Here is a 15,978-nt window from a genome sequence, read left to right as displayed (position 1 = left end):
TTATGTGGTTATCTGATACCTCTGTCAAGCGCCCGGTATTTGCCACTGTTGTGAACTTACTGTTAGTCATATTCGGTATTGTCTGTTTTACCATGCTACCGCTACGGGAATATCCGGATATCGACTCTCCGATAGTCAGTATTAATACCAATTATCCTGGCGCCTCTGCTGAAATTGTCGAAAGCAAAATCACCCAAATGCTGGAAGACCGAATCAGTGGCGTTGAAGGCATTAAAAATATTAACTCCAGCAGCCGCAATGGCCGCTCTAGCATTACTATTGAGTTTAACGTTGAGCGAGACATCGACGCAGCTGCTAACGATGTGCGCGAGCGGGTCTCCCGGGCGCTGAATAACCTACCGGATCAGGCCGATCCGCCAGAGGTATTTAAAGCCAATGCTGACGAAGACACCATTGCCTGGTTTTTGCTGAATAGCGACAATATGACCACGCTTGAACTGACTGATTATGCCAACCGCTACATTGCAGAACGCTTTTCAGTCGTCGATGGTGTAGCCCGTTTGCAGTTTGGTGGTGCCAGAGACTATGCAATGCGGGTCTGGCTAGATCGAGATGCCATGGCCGCCCGTGGCGTGACAGTTCAGGATGTAGAGGCGGTTCTCCGTGCAGAGAATGTCGAACTTCCCGCCGGTAATATCAAATCTTTTGACCGTGACTTTACCGTCAGGGTAGTACGCTCTTTCCGCACTCAACAGGATTTCGAGCGACTGGTCGTTAAACGGGGCGCCAATAATTATCTGGTTAGATTATCGGAAATCGCTGATGTTATGCTGACTGCCGAAGATGAAGAAGGCGAGTTCAGAAGCGATGGCAAGAATATTCTGGGTATCGGTATCATCAAGCAGTCCAAGGCTAATACCCTGGAAGTAGTACGGAATGCCCGGGCGGAAATGGAGCGAATTAAAGCTAATCTGCCAGCCGGCATGACAATAGAACCAGGTTACGATTCCTCAGTATTTATCGCTCAGTCGATTAAAGAGGTTTATAACACCCTTGGCATCGCCATGTGCATGGTTATACTGGTGATTTTCCTATTCCTCGGCAATATCAGAGCCACCTTTATTCCGGCTATTACCGTACCGGTGGCGCTGGTTTCAGCGGTAACAGTGCTCTTTGCCCTGGATTTCTCCATTAACCTGTTGACCTTGCTGGCGATGGTGTTAGCCATCGGCTTAGTGGTGGATGACTCTATCGTAGTATTGGAGAATATTTACCGCCGGATTGAACAGGGTGAAGCGCCGCTGTTGGCAGCCTATCGCGGTGCCCGGGAAGTCGGTTTTGCGGTGGTTGCCACGACCCTGGTACTGATTTCCGTCTTTGTGCCGCTGGTCTTTATGCAGGGTCAGTTGGGTAAGCTATTCACTGAATTTGCGCTGGCGGTGGCAGCAGCGGTGGCGTTTTCCAGTGTGGTAGCCCTGACGTTATCTCCAATGCTGTGCTCGAAAATCCTGAGTCACCGCAAACGCGAGAGTAAGCTGGGTACCTGGCTGCACGCTGCTTTTGCTAAGTTGGAAGCCGCCTATAAGAGGCAGTTAGCGGTGGTCTGCAACACACGTTGGCCGGTATTAATCGTCGTGGCGCTGTGTTTCCTGGCCAGCTATCAACTGGTACGGATGTTACCAAGCGAACTGGCACCGCAGGAAGACCGTGGCACCTTCTTTGTAATGATGAGTCCGGCTGAGGGCGCCAGCTATCAGAGCAATAGCCGCAATATGCGGTTAATTGAAGATATCCTGACCCCTTATTACCAGGACGGTCAGTTGACACGAATGCTGATCCGGGTACCAGGCTGGGGTAACAGTGGCGGTATTGCCATTGTGGGCACCGAGAACTGGTATAACGGTAAACGACCGACTCAGGAGCTAGTGACTGAAATTGGCCGAAAAATAAACGAACTGCCAGATGTTAGGGCCTTCACCTTTATGCGTGGTGGCTTAGGTGGCGGCGGTGGTGGAAACCGGCCAATTCAGTTTGTAATTCAGGGCAATACCTACGAAGAGCTAGCGCAATGGCGCGATATTATTCTGCGCAAAGCTGCAGAAAATCCAAACTTACTGATGCTGGACCATGACTATAAAGAAACAGTGCCACAGGTTTTGGTAGAGATCGACATAGATCGGGCTGGCGATTTGGGGATCTCAGTTGGGGCAATTGGTCGCTCTTTAGAAGCGATGCTGGGTGGCCGGCGGGTGACTACCTTCCTGGACCGTGGCCGGGAATATGATGTGATTATCGAAGGTCTGGACGATGACTTCCGCGCCCCCGGTAAAATCAGCAATGTGTATATCCGCTCAGACAGCAGCAGGGAGTTAATTCCACTGGATAACCTGGTGACCTTGCGTGAAGAAGCGACGGCCTCCAGCCTGAACCGCTATAACCGGATGCGCGCCATTACCATTACCGGTGGTCTGGCACCGGGTTACAGTCTGGGGGAAGCACTGGAATATCTGGAGACTATCGTCCGTACCGAAATCAATGAACCGGTCGGCATTGATTATAAAGGCGAGTCTTTACTGTTCCAGGAAAGTGGCAAATCAACCGCACTGGTGTTTGTACTGGCATTGATTATCACCTATCTGGTACTGGCGGCTCAGTTTGAAAGTTTTATCCATCCGCTGGTGATTATGATCACCGTACCACTTGGTTTGGTTGGTGCCCTGTCGGGTCTGTATTTCTCTGGCATGACACTGAATATCTACAGTCAAATCGGACTCGTGATGCTGATAGGCTTAGTGGCGAAGAACGGCATCCTGATTGTGGAGTTCGCCAACCAGCTGCGTGATGCCGGGATCGCCTTTGAAGAGGCGGTAAAGCGCGCGGCTGCGCAGCGACTACGCCCTATCGTAATGACCGCCTTTACTACGGTGATGAGTAGCTTGCCGTTAGTACTGGCAACAGGCCCGGGCTCAGAAAGCCGAATGGTAATTGGTATGGTGATTTTAAGCGGTGTCGCCTTTGCGACTCTGCTAACGCTCTACGTAGTGCCTGTGACCTATATTGCGATTGCCCGCAACACTGGCTCACCGAAAGCATTAAGTCGTGAGCTGGAACGGCTGGAGGCGGCAGCGCCGGACGAACATGCGGCTGATGAGGTGGTACCAGGCGCTATCGATAGCGATAACTCGCCTGCAAAGCCCTAACTGGCGTAAGTAAAAATCCACTTCCATAGGAGGTGGATTAAGAACGATAATAAAAAACGGGAGCCTGGTGCTCCCGTTTTTTATTGTGCCGCATCAGAGCATTAAAAAGGGATCGGCTGCCCGTCCCAGTTTAGCAGCAAACCGGAGTCCATCGGCTGGCTTTGCCGGATCACGCTTAGCAAACGTTCGGCCGTTGCCGCTGCGCTTTGCAATTGCCCAGCCGGCAGCCGCTGCTGAAAAGGTGCCGACAAAGCACTGTCGGTGGTGCCCGGATGCAAGCTAAACAGCGCTGCGGTTTTATTCACGCGGCCAAGCTCAATACTGGCGCAGCGTACCAGCATATTCAGCGCCGCTTTCGCCATCCGGTAACTGTACCAACCACCGAGCTGATTATCACTGATACTCCCGACCTTAGCACTGAGTACCGCCACTCGGATCCCCGGTTGTTTCTGTAGCCAGGGCTGCAGCGCCTGCAAATAGAAAACCGGACTAAACAGATTAATCTCCATACTCTGCTGCAGCGCCTCTCGGCTTACTTGCTGCAGACTTTTCTCTGGCAAATGCCCATCGCCATGCAACCAGCCCTGGCATATCACAACGGCGGTAACGGACAGCTGAAAAATCCTGGTCAAAACCGCGTCCGCTGCGCCCTGCTCTGCACTCTGTAGTTGGTACCAGCTCACACCGGATATCGGCTCAGCTAACGGCTGGCGGCTGATCGCCGACACCTGATGCCCGGCAGCCAATAAATTCTGTAGCAGGCCCTGCGCAATGCCGCCGCTGGCGCCAATAATTAACCAGTGTTCAGTCATTTTGTATCTGCTCCGCCACCTCAGTACCACTTAACCAGGCATTTTCTACCCTTCCGCCGCGCAACCAGTCACCGGCCAGCCAAAGGCCAGCTGCAAGACTAACCGGCGGTACTGGCTGTGCAACCTCCGCAATCTGAGCAAAGCGCCAGCGATGACAGATAGCAGCAGTAACCTCGACCGGCCGTGCCAGAACCCTAGCCAGCAATTCGACAGCAAGGTCCTGCCAGAAGCTGGGCGGCTGCTCCAGATGCTGCTGACTAAAGGCTGCCGTAAAATGCAATAACCAATGCTCCGGGCTTGCCCGTCCGGGTTTACTATTTTGCCGGCAAAGCCAGGACAACGGCAGTTGCGGGTCTTTGACAAAGATCCCGCCAACATTGCTACCGCTTGGCCTTGTCAATTGCAAATCAACCGCCCAACAGGGGGTCAATATCTGTTGTGGTAACAGTGTGCTGTACTCAGCTGGCAACATTGCCACAGCTTGCTGAGGTGGTACTGTCAGTACGATCTGGCTAAAAGGGCCATAGTCCTGGCCTGTTCTATCCTGCAGCCACCAATAATGATCTTGCTGCCAGATCCGTTGTAATTGACATTGGTAGCGGATATCCAGATCCTGCGCCAGCTGCCGCAGTGGGCTATGCATCGCCGGCACACCGACAAAACGCAGCTGAGCGTCCGGAGATGGCAGCAGTTTACCCGCCACAAACTGCGACATAGCAGCCAACCAGGGCGCAACCACGCCTTGCTGTTGCCATTGTTGAACCTGTGCCATAAAAGCCGGGTGCCGGGCGGTAAAATACTGCGCACCTAAATCAAGATAACCCTTCAGCGCTACGTTTACTGGTCATACGCCCACCCGGCCCGCGGGCTTTATCAAATAGCTGAACCGGCTTGCCCAGTTGTTGCAGCCGGTTCGCACAAGCCAGGCCGGCGATACCGGCACCGACTACCGCGATCGTCATCTTTTACTGCTCCCATCTAAACTAATAATGTGTTACTTACGTTAAACTTAAGGTAGATGATCAGATCACAGTGCAGGGAGTATCAAAAATGGCAAACGAAGTAGCAACCTTTGGCGCCGGCTGCTTTTGGTGTCTGGAGGCAGCACTGAATGAACTTGAGGGCGTGCACAGCGCGCTCAGTGGTTATATGGGCGGCCATACCGCAGCGCCGGATTATCAGAGTGTCTGCAGTGGCCAGACCGGTCATGCCGAAGTGGTGCAGGTTAGCTATGACCGGGAGCGCATCAGCTTTGCCGAGCTCTGTCAGGTATTTTTTGCCCTGCATGACCCGACCCAGCTAAACCGCCAGGGCAATGATATTGGCAGCCAATACCGCTCAGTCATTTTTTATCACAGCGGCAGCCAACAGCAACAGGCGGAGGCCTTTATTAGCGAGCTCAATCAGGCCGGTCTGTTTGATGCCGCTATCGTCACCGAGCTCAGTCCGGCCAGTACCTTTTATCCGGCAGAGGCCTATCATCAGGGCTATTACCGCCAGAATCCGCAACAAGGCTATTGCCACTGGATCATCACCCCGAAGCTGCAGAAGTTTCGCCAGCAGTTTTTAGCTCAGCTAAAACAAAGGCCGTCATAACGACGGCCTCGGGCGCACCATATCGCTTAGAATAAGCGGTATTGCAGGCTAAGATTCAGATTCACACCGGCGGTATTGTAACCGTCACTGGTTTGATACTGTTTATCCAGCAGGTTATCCACTTTGGCCCGTAGCGTCAGCGCAGGTTGCAGCTGATAGGCCAGGCCCAGCCCCCATAGCGTAAAGCCGCCCAGCTCGCTGCGGCTGGCAAAATCGCCCTGATAGGTATCACTCTGATAATCCGCTGTCACAAAGGCGCTCAGCGCCTGCCATTGCTGCTCTAATCGCCAGTGTAACGTATGTTTGGGCCGGCGCACCAAACGCTGACCACTTAACTGATTTTTGGTATTCAACAAGGTATAGGCCAGCTGTTGGGTCAAACTGCCCAGCTCTGCGGTCACGGCAAACTCGACACCGGACAAACGCGCCCGGCTGATATTTTCCGGCCGGAAGCTGGTCATATCAAACTGGATCAGATCCTGCACCTGGGTTTCGAACCAGGCCAGTTCAAAACCACCATTGGCAACCTGATAGCTAACCGCAATCTCATCCGCGATACTGCGCTCTGGCGCAAGCTCTGCATTGCCGCTGCCCGGATAGTATAAATCATTAAAGGTCGGCGCTTTAAAGGCCGCACCACGGCTGGTCCGTACTAACCAATGTTCGGCAAAACGATAGCCAGCCGCCAGTTGCCAGGTATTATTGGCGCCATATTGGTCGGTCAGATCGCGCCTGGTCGAGCCCTCCAGTAACCAGCTATCCTGCTTCAGATGCACACCACTGAATAGCGCCCGATTGATGCGCCGGCTTTCCAGATAACCGACACCCGAGCGCTGTACATCTTCGCTATACCAGTTAACACCCGCTAACCAATTCAGTGCCTCGCTCAATGCCAGGTTGGCCTGATAGTTAAACTCCTCACGCTCGGTGACAAAGGGGCTACGGGAGTCTGGACCAAAGCTGGTCTCATCATCCAGGCTACGGCTAAGCTGAGCCTGCTGTTGCAGCTGGTCGGCAGCATACTGCCAACCGAAAATATAGCTGCGATGCAATACATCGCCCTGATCTTCAGTTCCCCAGGCGGTATCATACTGATAGGTGCCGGAATTAATATCAAACTGGGCATTAAAGTCCCCCGCTACCGTGGTCAGGGCAGCAGCAAATTTGGCAAAACGCTGTTGATAGCCATCCCGATCCGGATCCAGACCATCCCGCACATCAAAACCGTCGGCCCGGCTGTAACCGAAAGCGCTGTTTAACTGCAGCGCCCCTAATTGCTGGCCCAGTGCCAGATCGGCAGCGGCCTGACCGTAACTGCCGGCATTCAGTTGCAGCTCAGCGCCCTGCCCCTGGCGGGTGCTAATGACAATCACCCCAGCGAGTGCATCGGCACCATACCAGGCCGCGCGGGGTCCACGGATCACCTCAATCCGCTCAATTAATTCCAGCGGAACCATACTCAGGGCTTTGGCACCGGTGGTAGCCGAGCCGGCACGCACACCATCAATCAACACCAGGGTGTAACCGGTATTACCGCCGCGCAGATAAAGACCGGTACTTTGGCCACGGCCACCATCCCGCGACAGGTTAATGCCCGGTAACTGTGCCAATAAAGCTGGTAGGTCAGCAGCTTGCCGGGCCAGAATATCTTCACGCTCCAGCACCGAGATACTGGCCAGTACATCGGCTTCTGCTAAGGCAGTGCGGCTGGCGTGAATATTAATGCGTTCAACAGACTCAGCCATAGTTGTGGCTGAACAAAGCGTAAGTAGCAGCGGTGCTGCCAGACGAAATTGCAACATAGCATCTCCCAATGTGCCCACCGCACATTGCATCAGGTTGGTCGGATTGTCAGGCCGGTCTCCGGGCTTGTTACCTGGCAGCTCTGGGCCACCACCTGCTTCGCCTTCCCATCTTGCGACAGTGGCATTAGAAACAGGTACAGTTACTTACCGTTGCGGGGGCAGCTCTGGTGTTACACCAGATTCCCGTTTAACCCTCGGCAGCATCTGCCAGGGCACCTGAAAATAAAAACGGCTTTTATCCGAAGATAAAAGCCGTCGCAGTTTACGCCGTAATCTCAGAATGTCAATAGACTTCTGGATGGCTGAAGCTTAATCACGGAAATTGGTGAACTGAAACGCCTGCTCCAGCTCGGCGCCACGTACCAATGCAATGACTTCCTGCAGGTCGTCGCGTTTTTTGCCGGTCACCCGTACCTGCTCCCCCTGGATCGAAGCCTGTACCTTGGCTTTGCTGTCTTTAATCAGCTTAACCAATTTTTTCGCCATCTCGGTTTCAATACCTTGTAACAGATTCAAGGTCTTACTACAGGTTTTACCGGAGAAGGTGACACTCCCCTCTTTGAATGAACGGATATCAATACCGCGTTTCACAGCCTTAGTCAGAAAAATCTCTACCATTTGCTGCAGCTGAAACTCGGCATCAGCGGTCAGGGTCACCACTTTGTCTTTTAACGCAAATTCAGCGGTGACACCGCGAAAATCAAAGCGGGTTTGTAATTCCCGATTGGCATTATCAACAGCATTCAACACTTCCTGCTGATCGACTTCTGAGACAATATCAAAGGACGGCATCTTATTCTCCTGTATGCGGTTTACTGGCGATTATAACCAGAAAACTGTTACAATCCGAGCGACTTTCGCGGAGGTTGTAACGTGCCCCAATCCTTTTATCAAGTGTTATGCTGTTTTGTGCTGCTGCTATCAACCTTCGGTTTCCTGGCTGAGCTGAGTGGTCACCGAATTGGGCTTGGTGTAGCTAATCTGGACAAACTGGCACATTTCCTGATTTTCTTAGTGCTAAGCTGGCTATTTTTTAAAGGCTTCCGGCTGGTCTTTTGGAAGCTATTTTTGTTACTTGCTATCTATGGTGCTTTAATTGAGGTAGTGCAAGAATACTTTACACGTCGACACGGTGATATCTGGGATTGGGTTGCCGATATGGCCGGTGTGTTAGCATTTTACCTGGGCCGCAAATTATGGCATCAATGGCGACCACGCAGCCGCAGTGCAGCATAGTTGGCCAGGGTGCCATCGGCTTGCTGGCAGCCAGCAACCTGCAGCTGGCTGGATGGCAGGTAAGTTTGTGGCTGCGCCAGTCAGTACCTTTAGCGATTGACTATCAGGCAATAGACGGCGCTCTTCATTCTCTGCGATTTCAGGCGTCACGCCTGCCTGCCCAGTTATTGCTGGTTCCTGTAAAAGCGTACGCACTGTTCTCTTGTCTGGATGAGTTGCTGCCTGCATTGAATCCTGGTACCCAGCTGGTAATCAGCCATAATGGTATGCCAGATCTCGCCGCTTTAACCCAGTTGGTGGGGCCGAAACAAGCTTTGTGGTTTCTCAGCACCAGCCAGGCAGCATTACGAACCCCAGCTGGTGTCAGTCATACTGGGGTTGGCAGCAGCATCCTGGCACCACTAAATCCCGAAGCTCAGGCCTATACCAAAGAAGTAACGTCTTGGCTGAACATCGCGTTAGGCCCTTTAACCCTGACTTCAGATATCCGTCCAGCGCTGTGGCGCAAACTTGCTGTTAATGCTGCAATCAATCCACTGACGGCATTATTGCAATGCAAAAATGGAGTTTTGGCGGATGCTGAATTTCAACCTCAGCTGCAGGCTATAGTGGCAGAAGTCTGTGTAGTGGCTGCTGCCGAGGGCATTGCTCTGTCACTGGACGCCACCCTAGCTCTGGTTTATCAGGTCATCGCAGCAACGGCAGCAAATCAATCATCGATGTTGCAAGATGTGAAAGCGGGCCGGCGTACCGAATTGTCTGCTATTACCGGCTTTATTGTGCAAACCGCCGCCAGGCATGGCCTGGCGGTACCTGCGAATCAGAAACTCTGGCAAGCGCTTGCCGCAACGGCTTAAGGCCGGTACACCGCCACATTTTGATAACCCATTTCCTGCAGCAGTAAGGCCTGTAGCCGGCTCATTACGCCGCGTTCGCAATAACAGTAATACTGTTTGCTCTGATCCAGTTGCGGGAATTGCGATGCCAGACGGAAAAAGGGGATCTGTTGTACCTGGTGGCTATGCAATTGCAAGGGTTTAGCCTCGGTTTCATCCGGTGACCGGATATCCAGCACCACCGCATCCGCAGGCAAGACATCTTCTACCCCAACGGTACGGGCCTGTTGCTCAGCCTGATACTCGACGGTGCGAATATCCAGAATTTTGGCGTCCCGAACCACTTGCTGCAAGATGGCACTGTCAAAGGCCGCTTCTGTCGCCTCCACCTCAGACAGCACGGCATTGACGGTCGGGCTTTTTGAGATCACGCCACAGTATTCCGGCATGGTACGGGCCAGTTCCTCAGCACCGATCTGTTTTGCCAGGTCGATGATTTCCTGCTTATCCTGATAAATCAGTGGTCGCAGGATCAGCGTATCGGTAACCCGGTCAATGACCGCCAGATTGGCAATGGTCTGGCTGGCAACCTGACCGATGCTTTCACCGGTTACCAGCGCTTTGATGCCTAAATCTGCTGCTACCTGACTGGCGGCACGCATCATCATCCGTTTTAACACTACGCCCATCAGGCCGGATTCCACTTTCTCCAGAATTTCGGTCACTACCGGCGCAAAATCAACACTGACAAATTTCACCCGATGCGACAAACTGTATTTTTGCCACAGATAGAACGCCATTTCCCGCACGCCAGTCTCATGCGCTGCACCACCTAAATTGAAGAACAGATAGTGCGTGCGTAACCCCTTGCGGATCATCAGATAGCTGGCTACCGCTGAATCATAACCGCCCGAGATCAAGGACAGCACATCAGATTGCGACGGCAGCGGGAAACCGCCCATACCGGCAAAACTTTCACTGACCAATAAAAACTGATCCTGCTTAATTTCCAGCTTAATCGTCAGCTCAGGCTTTTTCAGTTGCACCCTGGCACTGTCGACCCGCTGGTTCAGCCCGCCACCGATATAACGCTCGGCTTCCAGCGAGCTAAAACTGTGGCTCCCCTGTCGCCTGACCCGAACACAGAACGTCTTGCCCGGCAACTGAGCTTCATAAACCGCCGCTACCTGCAGAAAAATATCGTGCAGATCGGTAAACTGTCGGGTTTGCATCTGGGAAAAACTGACGATACCAGGAATACAGCTCAAACGTTCAATCATCTGGCTGCGCAGTGACGCTGTTGCCTGCTGGCTGCGCACGGTAAGGTGGTCAAAGTTATTCAGCACTTCTACCTGTTCATCCAGTTGTTTCAGGATAGTTCTCAGATTGCGCTCCAACAGCATGGTCTGCCGTTTTCGCACTGATTTACTTTTGATCGAGATTTCCGGGTGCAGCTTGATAATAAATTCCAGCATGATGGCTTGTCAGTAGCAAAAAATGGCGCGTATTATAGCGAAAAAGCCAGCGAAGTGCGAACAAGGCACTGTGCTGGCTGTGTAGACGATAAAAGGTTCGCCTAAGGTGGGCTTACCGGTTGTAAACTGACAGGCTCAGATTCTTTAGCCTTACCTTGCATAATGGCAATTTCTACCCGCCGGTTGCGACGCCGGTTTAGCTCGCTATTATTGGGCATCAGTGGTCTGGTATCGGCATGCCCTACCACGATCAAGCGATTACGGTCAAAACCTGGTGCCCTGAGCAATTCGGTCGCAACCGATACCGCCCGCTTCGCCGACAAATCCCAATTATTCAGATGCAGCTCATCCGCGACCTGGAAGTCATCAGTATGACCACTGACGGTAATTTCACCCGGAATATCCACCAGCATCCGGCCAATTTGCTGCACGATAGGTCTAAACCTTGGTTGTAGGAAAGAGGATCCAGACGGAAAGGAACCATTTTCCCGGATACGAATGATAATTTGCTGCCCCAAAGATTCCAACTCTATCGCACCATCTACAATTTGCTGTTCCAGCTCTTCAGCCAGTTTCTTAACGGTCTCATTTAATTGTTGTTGTGCTGCTTCAGCCAGGGCTTCGGCCGCCTCCTGCTCCTCAGCATTTAATGCGGACTGACCTCCGGTTTGATCATCCCGCTGTTCCTGCCGCCCACCAGCTGAGTCTTCTTCCCCTGCCTGAAACTCAATCATTTGTTGCGTTATTTCTATGGTTTGCTGTTGGATGGTCTCTATCGGCGTCGGATCCGGCCGACCAGGTCGAAACTCCATCGCAATCACGCTAGTCCCTTTTGGGATATCATCCACTTCAATTTTGTTCTGCACACCAAAGGCGAACTTCATCGAGCCGGCAATTTGCTTAAACTTCAACACATCCATTTCGGAGAAAGCCAGTAATAGCACAAAGAAGCACATCAACAGCGCCATCAAGTCGGCAAAGGTACCCATATACTGGGGTAAACCTGGCGGTGGGCATTTACACTCTTGTTCGCTATCACTCATGCAGCTTCTCCGGCGACCTCACGTCTGCCCTGAGCCAAATAATTGCGCAGGATCCCTTCGATCACTTTCGGGTTCTGTCCATCCTGAATACCCAGCACCGCATCCAGGATCAACATATTATTGAGTTTTTCCTGTTGATTGCGAATGGCCAGTTTGTCGGCCAGTGGAATGGCAATAACGTTAGCAATAAAAGCACCGTAAAGCGTGGTCAACAAGGCCACCGCCATTGCCGGACCTATCGCTTTGGGATCGTCCATATTGGATAGCATTGCCACCAAACCGATTAGAGTACCAATCATCCCCATTGCCGGTGCCACATCGCCCAGACTTTTAAATACGGCGATAGCATTTTCATGGCGCTTTTCCGTTAACGCTATATCTTTCTGTAAGGTTGCCCTTACTACATCGGCATCATGACCATCGACCAACATGTTAATGCCCTTTTGCATAAAAGCATTAGGTATTTCGGCTTCCTCTAGCGCGAGAAAACCACCTTTTCTCGCCGAATCTCCCAGTTGTACTGCTTTTTCAATTAGCTCTTCAGGTGATTCAATTTTGAACACAAATGCTTTGACCGCAGCTTTACCTGCACCTAAGAAACCCGCCAACGGAAACTTAGACAGCACAACAAAAATTGAACCACCAAGAACAATCAGTACCGAGACCAGGTCGCCAAACATCCCAGGATCACCGGCACTGCCGATAACCATCGCCATCACTATGAAACCGATGGCTCCTAACATTCCGATTAGCGTCGCTAAATCCACTTCTTACTCCTTAACAATCAGATACCTTGGCGGCCACTTCAGCTTGCTGGCTAAGTATTTTATATGAGGCAACGTACAGTTATCGACCTATGCTAGCGAACATTAAGCAATAAATCGTCACAAAATACCAATTTAGTCGTTTCCAAGCGCCGCTGCATTGACCATAATAGCCTGCTACGATAAGGTTGCGCACAGTTTTTGGGGAGTGGCATGAGTAAAAAAAACGCAGATTCGTTGCAGTTCGAGCAGTCCATGCAGGAGCTGGAGCAGATTGTGCAACAGCTGGAACAAGGTGAACTGACTCTGGAGCAAGCGCTTAACCAATTTGAGCGCGGCATTGCGCTGGTTAAACATAGCCAACTTCAATTACAAAGTGCCGAACAAAAAGTGCAAATCCTGTTACAACAGCAGCAGCAAGAGCAACTGGCTACTTTTACCCCGCAGGCAGGAGACTAACTTGACCCCCGCCAGTTTACCGCTGTTTCAGCAACGCCTGGAACAACAACTTAAATATCTTATGCAACAGGGGCTGCCGGATACGGCCGTGCTGGAGCCAGCAATGTCTTATAGTTTATTGCTTGGTGGCAAACGGATCCGCCCCTACCTCGTGTACGTCACCGGTCAGCTGCTAGGTGCCAGACTGGAAGATTTAGACGCGCCAGCCATGGCAATTGAAGCTCTACATACCTATTCATTGATCCATGATGACTTGCCAGCGATGGATGATGACGATTTACGTCGCGGTAAAGCCACCTGTCACAAAGCCTTTGACGAGGCTACGGCAATTCTGGCTGGAGATGCTTTACAAGCTCTCGCCTTTGAGGTGCTGAGCAGTCATCCTTATCAACACGTTAGCAGCACCAGCCAAATTAAGATGGTGCAAGCATTGGCAAAGGCCGCCGGAGCGGCAGGAATGTGTGCAGGCCAGGCCATAGACCTGGCGCAAACCAATCAGCCGATTGAGTTAGATAAACTGGAGCAGATGCACCGCCTGAAAACCGGCGCCCTAATTGAATGCAGTGTCAAACTGGCTTATTACTGCAGCCCGTGTCAGGATCAAGCCGTGTTGCATGCCTTGCTCACTTTTGCCAGTGCACTGGGACTAGCATTTCAGGTACAAGACGATATTCTTGATATCGAAGGTGACACAAAAACACTTGGCAAGCCCCAAGGCTCTGATTTAAAAGCAAATAAGTCAACTTACCCCGCTTTACTAGGGCTAGATGGCGCTAAACAGAAAGCCTGGCAACTTTATCAAGCTGCACTAACAGCACTAGATAAGTTACCGGGGGACACCAGTGAACTCAGGGCCTTTGCCCACTATATAATCGCCAGAACGTTTTAACCAAGGCATGTGGTAACCAAGCTATGCATATTGATATGACGGATTATCCGCTACTGGACAAGGCTAACCTGCCCGAGCAACTCAGGCAGTTGCCACAGGAACAATTACCGCAACTGAGCCAGGAATTGCGCCAATTTTTATTGAAAACGGTCAGCCAGAGCAGTGGCCACTTTGCCTCAGGACTGGGTACCGTAGAGCTAACCGTCGCCCTGCATTATGTCTACAATACGCCCTTTGATCGGCTGATCTGGGATGTTGGCCATCAGGCCTACCCACACAAAATTTTAACTGGGCGCCGTGACCGTATGCATACCATTCGCCAAAAGGACGGTCTACACCCTTTCCCTTTTCGCGAAGAGAGTGAATATGATGTGCTGTCAGTAGGACACTCCAGTACCTCCATCAGTGCAGCCTTGGGAATGGCGATTGCAGCACGCCAGGCCAAGAGTCAACGTAAAGTTGTAGCCGTTATTGGCGATGGCGCTATTACTGCTGGTATGGCGTTTGAAGCCCTGAATCATGCAGGTGAAGTTAAACCTGATATGCTGGTTATTCTGAACGACAACGAGATGTCGATTTCCGAGAATGTTGGCGCCTTAAATCAGTATTTTGCCCGGATTTTATCAGGAAGCTTTTACACCAGTTTGCGTGAGGGTGGTAAAAAAATACTCAGCGGTATGCCGCCTTTACATGAGTTAGCAAGTCGGGCAGAAGAACACTTTAAAGGCATGGTGACGCCGGGAACCTTTTTTGAAGAACTGGGATTCAACTATATTGGGCCTATTGACGGCCACGATGTGCTGGGTTTAGTTGATACGATACGAAATATGCGCGCCTTAAAAGGACCACAACTGCTGCATATCGTCACCAAAAAAGGTAAGGGTTACGCCCCTGCTGAAGCTGACCCTATTGGCTATCACGCTGTCTCTAAATTTGATCCAACTCAGCATAAGCAACCAGATAAAAAGGTGGGCAAACCGACCTTTTCTAATATATTTGGCCAGTGGATTTGTGATATGGCTGAGCAGGACGAGCGTTTACAAGGTATTACGCCAGCGATGCGAGAGGGCTCAGACCTGGTGGCATTCTCAAAACGCTTCCCGAAGCGCTATTTTGATGTTGCCATTGCCGAACAGCACGCCGTTACTTTAGCTGCGGGTTTGGCGATTGAGGGGTTAAAGCCAGTAGTCGCTATCTATTCCAGCTTTTTACAGCGCGGCTATGATCAGCTGATTCACGATGTTGCTTTGCAGCAGCTGGATGTTTTATTCGCAATCGACCGCGCCGGTATTGTCGGTGCAGACGGACCGACTCATCAGGGGGCTTTCGATATCAGCTTTATGCGCTGTATTCCTAACTTGGTCATTATGGTTCCTTCTGACGAAAATGAATGTCGTATGATGCTGTATACCGGCTACCAATATCACGGAGCTGCTGCAGTAAGGTATCCTCGCGGCAGCGGCACAGGTATAGCTGTTACAGATCAGATGCAACTAATCGCAATAGGAAAAGCACATACCGTTCGTCACGGGCATAAGCTTGCTATTCTCGCCTTCGGCCCCTTGCTTTCTGCATGCCAGAGTGTTGCAGAAGAGTTAGATGCAACCCTGGTAGATATGCGGTTCGTCAAACCCTTAGATGAAGCATTGCTGAAACAATTGATGCAGAACCACCAAGCCTTTATTACCGTTGAAGACAACGCTATCATGGGTGGTGCGGGTTCAGCGGTCAATGAGTTCTTACTGAGAGAACAATATACTGGTCGTATCGTTAATCTCGGTTTACCTGATGAGTTTATCAAACAAGGGACGCAACAAGAGATTTATGCCGAACTGGGACTGGACTCTGCCGGTATTATGGCAACAGCGCGCCAGCTGGTTTGACTTTCATTGCACCGGATGC

Annotated in this window: 15 protein-coding genes and 1 riboswitch; of the genes, 7 read left to right on the top strand and 8 right to left on the bottom strand. The window is 51.5% G+C overall.

Annotated elements, in window-relative coordinates:
• Positions 1-2 precede the first annotated feature (2 nt).
• Positions 3-3,161: an efflux RND transporter permease subunit gene (locus tag AJE_RS14700; RefSeq protein ID WP_008951494.1), complete on the top strand. Its 3,159-nt coding sequence runs from the start codon at positions 3-5 to the stop codon at positions 3,159-3,161.
• A gap of 101 nt (positions 3,162-3,262) precedes the next feature.
• Here the strand turns inward: AJE_RS14700 and AJE_RS14695 are convergent, their stop codons facing one another.
• From AJE_RS14695 to AJE_RS18820, 3 genes are read right to left on the bottom strand one after another with little or no spacing between them, the layout of a single operon-like run.
• Positions 3,263-3,973, bottom strand: coding sequence for an SDR family NAD(P)-dependent oxidoreductase (locus AJE_RS14695; RefSeq protein WP_008951493.1), 711 nt, complete (start codon positions 3,971-3,973; stop codon positions 3,263-3,265).
• The gene (locus AJE_RS14690) at positions 3,966-4,745 is read right to left on the bottom strand and encodes an NAD(P)/FAD-dependent oxidoreductase (RefSeq protein WP_008951492.1); all 780 of its coding nucleotides are present in this window, start codon (positions 4,743-4,745) and stop codon (positions 3,966-3,968) included. Before AJE_RS14690 ends, AJE_RS14695 begins: the two co-directional genes overlap by 8 nt.
• A 40-nt stretch (positions 4,746-4,785) precedes the next feature.
• Positions 4,786-4,935 (bottom strand): FAD-dependent oxidoreductase, encoded by a 150-nt coding sequence (locus tag AJE_RS18820; protein WP_008951491.1) that lies wholly within the window; start codon positions 4,933-4,935, stop codon positions 4,786-4,788.
• Positions 4,936-5,023: 88 nt separating this feature from the next.
• On the opposite strand from AJE_RS18820, the gene msrA reads away from it, so the two are divergent.
• The gene (gene msrA / locus AJE_RS14685; RefSeq protein ID WP_008951490.1) at positions 5,024-5,569 is read left to right on the top strand and encodes a peptide-methionine (S)-S-oxide reductase MsrA; all 546 of its coding nucleotides are present in this window, start codon (positions 5,024-5,026) and stop codon (positions 5,567-5,569) included.
• Between the two features lie 26 nt (positions 5,570-5,595).
• Here the strand turns inward: msrA and AJE_RS14680 are convergent, their stop codons facing one another.
• Both AJE_RS14680 and AJE_RS14675 read right to left on the bottom strand, forming a co-directional pair.
• Positions 5,596-7,371, bottom strand: coding sequence for a TonB-dependent receptor domain-containing protein (locus AJE_RS14680; protein WP_008951489.1), 1,776 nt, complete (start codon positions 7,369-7,371; stop codon positions 5,596-5,598).
• Between the two features lie 35 nt (positions 7,372-7,406).
• Positions 7,407-7,609: riboswitch (cobalamin riboswitch) on the bottom strand.
• A 74-nt stretch (positions 7,610-7,683) separates the two neighbouring features.
• Positions 7,684-8,166: a YajQ family cyclic di-GMP-binding protein gene (locus tag AJE_RS14675; protein WP_008607581.1), complete on the bottom strand. Its 483-nt coding sequence runs from the start codon at positions 8,164-8,166 to the stop codon at positions 7,684-7,686.
• An 81-nt stretch (positions 8,167-8,247) separates the two neighbouring features.
• Between AJE_RS14675 and AJE_RS14670 the strand changes: the two genes are divergently transcribed.
• Positions 8,248-8,610 (top strand): VanZ family protein, encoded by a 363-nt coding sequence (locus tag AJE_RS14670; RefSeq protein WP_008951488.1) that lies wholly within the window; start codon positions 8,248-8,250, stop codon positions 8,608-8,610.
• Positions 8,580-9,467: a ketopantoate reductase family protein gene (locus AJE_RS14665; protein WP_008951487.1), complete on the top strand. Its 888-nt coding sequence runs from the start codon at positions 8,580-8,582 to the stop codon at positions 9,465-9,467. Before AJE_RS14670 ends, AJE_RS14665 begins: the two co-directional genes overlap by 31 nt.
• Here the strand turns inward: AJE_RS14665 and thiI are convergent.
• The 3 genes from thiI to pomA all read right to left on the bottom strand — a co-directional run bounded on the left by thiI (position 9,464) and on the right by pomA (position 12,731).
• Positions 9,464-10,921 carry a tRNA uracil 4-sulfurtransferase ThiI gene (gene thiI / locus AJE_RS14660; RefSeq protein WP_008951486.1) on the bottom strand — a complete coding sequence of 486 codons (1,458 nt, stop codon included), beginning with the start codon at positions 10,919-10,921 and terminating at the stop codon, positions 9,464-9,466. The genes AJE_RS14665 and thiI overlap by 4 nt on opposite strands.
• Positions 10,922-11,022: 101 nt before the next feature.
• On the bottom strand, positions 11,023-11,964 hold the full coding sequence (locus tag AJE_RS14655; protein ID WP_008951485.1) for a flagellar motor protein MotB: 942 nt from the start codon (positions 11,962-11,964) through the stop codon (positions 11,023-11,025).
• Positions 11,961-12,731 (bottom strand): flagellar motor protein PomA, encoded by a 771-nt coding sequence (gene pomA / locus AJE_RS14650; protein WP_039928853.1) that lies wholly within the window; start codon positions 12,729-12,731, stop codon positions 11,961-11,963. Before pomA ends, AJE_RS14655 begins: the two co-directional genes overlap by 4 nt.
• Before the next feature lie 210 nt (positions 12,732-12,941).
• Between pomA and xseB the strand changes: the two genes are divergently transcribed.
• The 3 genes from xseB to dxs are packed head-to-tail and all read left to right on the top strand — an operon-like array spanning position 12,942 to position 15,959.
• Positions 12,942-13,187 (top strand): exodeoxyribonuclease VII small subunit, encoded by a 246-nt coding sequence (gene xseB / locus AJE_RS14645; RefSeq protein WP_008951483.1) that lies wholly within the window; start codon positions 12,942-12,944, stop codon positions 13,185-13,187.
• Position 13,188: 1 nt separating this feature from the next.
• On the top strand, positions 13,189-14,076 hold the full coding sequence (ispA, locus tag AJE_RS14640; RefSeq protein ID WP_008951482.1) for a (2E,6E)-farnesyl diphosphate synthase: 888 nt from the start codon (positions 13,189-13,191) through the stop codon (positions 14,074-14,076).
• A 23-nt stretch (positions 14,077-14,099) separates the two neighbouring features.
• Positions 14,100-15,959 (top strand): 1-deoxy-D-xylulose-5-phosphate synthase, encoded by a 1,860-nt coding sequence (dxs, locus tag AJE_RS14635; protein ID WP_008951481.1) that lies wholly within the window; start codon positions 14,100-14,102, stop codon positions 15,957-15,959.
• Positions 15,960-15,978 lie beyond the last annotated feature (19 nt).

Origin of the sequence: Alishewanella jeotgali KCTC 22429 (assembly GCF_000245735.1) — a bacterium.
Lineage (GTDB): Bacteria > Pseudomonadota > Gammaproteobacteria > Enterobacterales > Alteromonadaceae > Alishewanella > Alishewanella jeotgali.
Note: the sequence above shows the minus strand (reverse complement) of the source record. Positions and strands in the feature narration are given on the sequence as shown.

Bases quoted from the DNA above. Each gene is read 5' to 3' on its own strand.
- AJE_RS14690 (WP_008951492.1), bottom strand. From the start codon at position 4,745: ATGGCACAGGTTCAACAATGGCAACAGCAAGGCGTGGTTGCGCCCTGG.
- thiI (WP_008951486.1), bottom strand. From the start codon at position 10,921: ATGCTGGAATTTATTATCAAGCTGCACCCGGAAATCTCGATCAAAAGT.
- AJE_RS14655 (WP_008951485.1), bottom strand. From the start codon at position 11,964: ATGAGTGATAGCGAACAAGAGTGTAAATGCCCACCGCCAGGTTTACCC.
- AJE_RS14700 (WP_008951494.1), top strand. From the start codon at position 3: ATGTGGTTATCTGATACCTCTGTCAAGCGCCCGGTATTTGCCACTGTT.
- AJE_RS18820 (WP_008951491.1), bottom strand. From the start codon at position 4,935: ATGACGATCGCGGTAGTCGGTGCCGGTATCGCCGGCCTGGCTTGTGCG.
- AJE_RS14675 (WP_008607581.1), bottom strand. From the start codon at position 8,166: ATGCCGTCCTTTGATATTGTCTCAGAAGTCGATCAGCAGGAAGTGTTG.
- msrA (WP_008951490.1), top strand. From the start codon at position 5,024: ATGGCAAACGAAGTAGCAACCTTTGGCGCCGGCTGCTTTTGGTGTCTG.
- dxs (WP_008951481.1), top strand. From the start codon at position 14,100: ATGCATATTGATATGACGGATTATCCGCTACTGGACAAGGCTAACCTG.
- AJE_RS14680 (WP_008951489.1), bottom strand. From the start codon at position 7,371: ATGTTGCAATTTCGTCTGGCAGCACCGCTGCTACTTACGCTTTGTTCA.
- AJE_RS14665 (WP_008951487.1), top strand. From the start codon at position 8,580: ATGGCGACCACGCAGCCGCAGTGCAGCATAGTTGGCCAGGGTGCCATC.
- AJE_RS14695 (WP_008951493.1), bottom strand. From the start codon at position 3,973: ATGACTGAACACTGGTTAATTATTGGCGCCAGCGGCGGCATTGCGCAG.
- xseB (WP_008951483.1), top strand. From the start codon at position 12,942: ATGAGTAAAAAAAACGCAGATTCGTTGCAGTTCGAGCAGTCCATGCAG.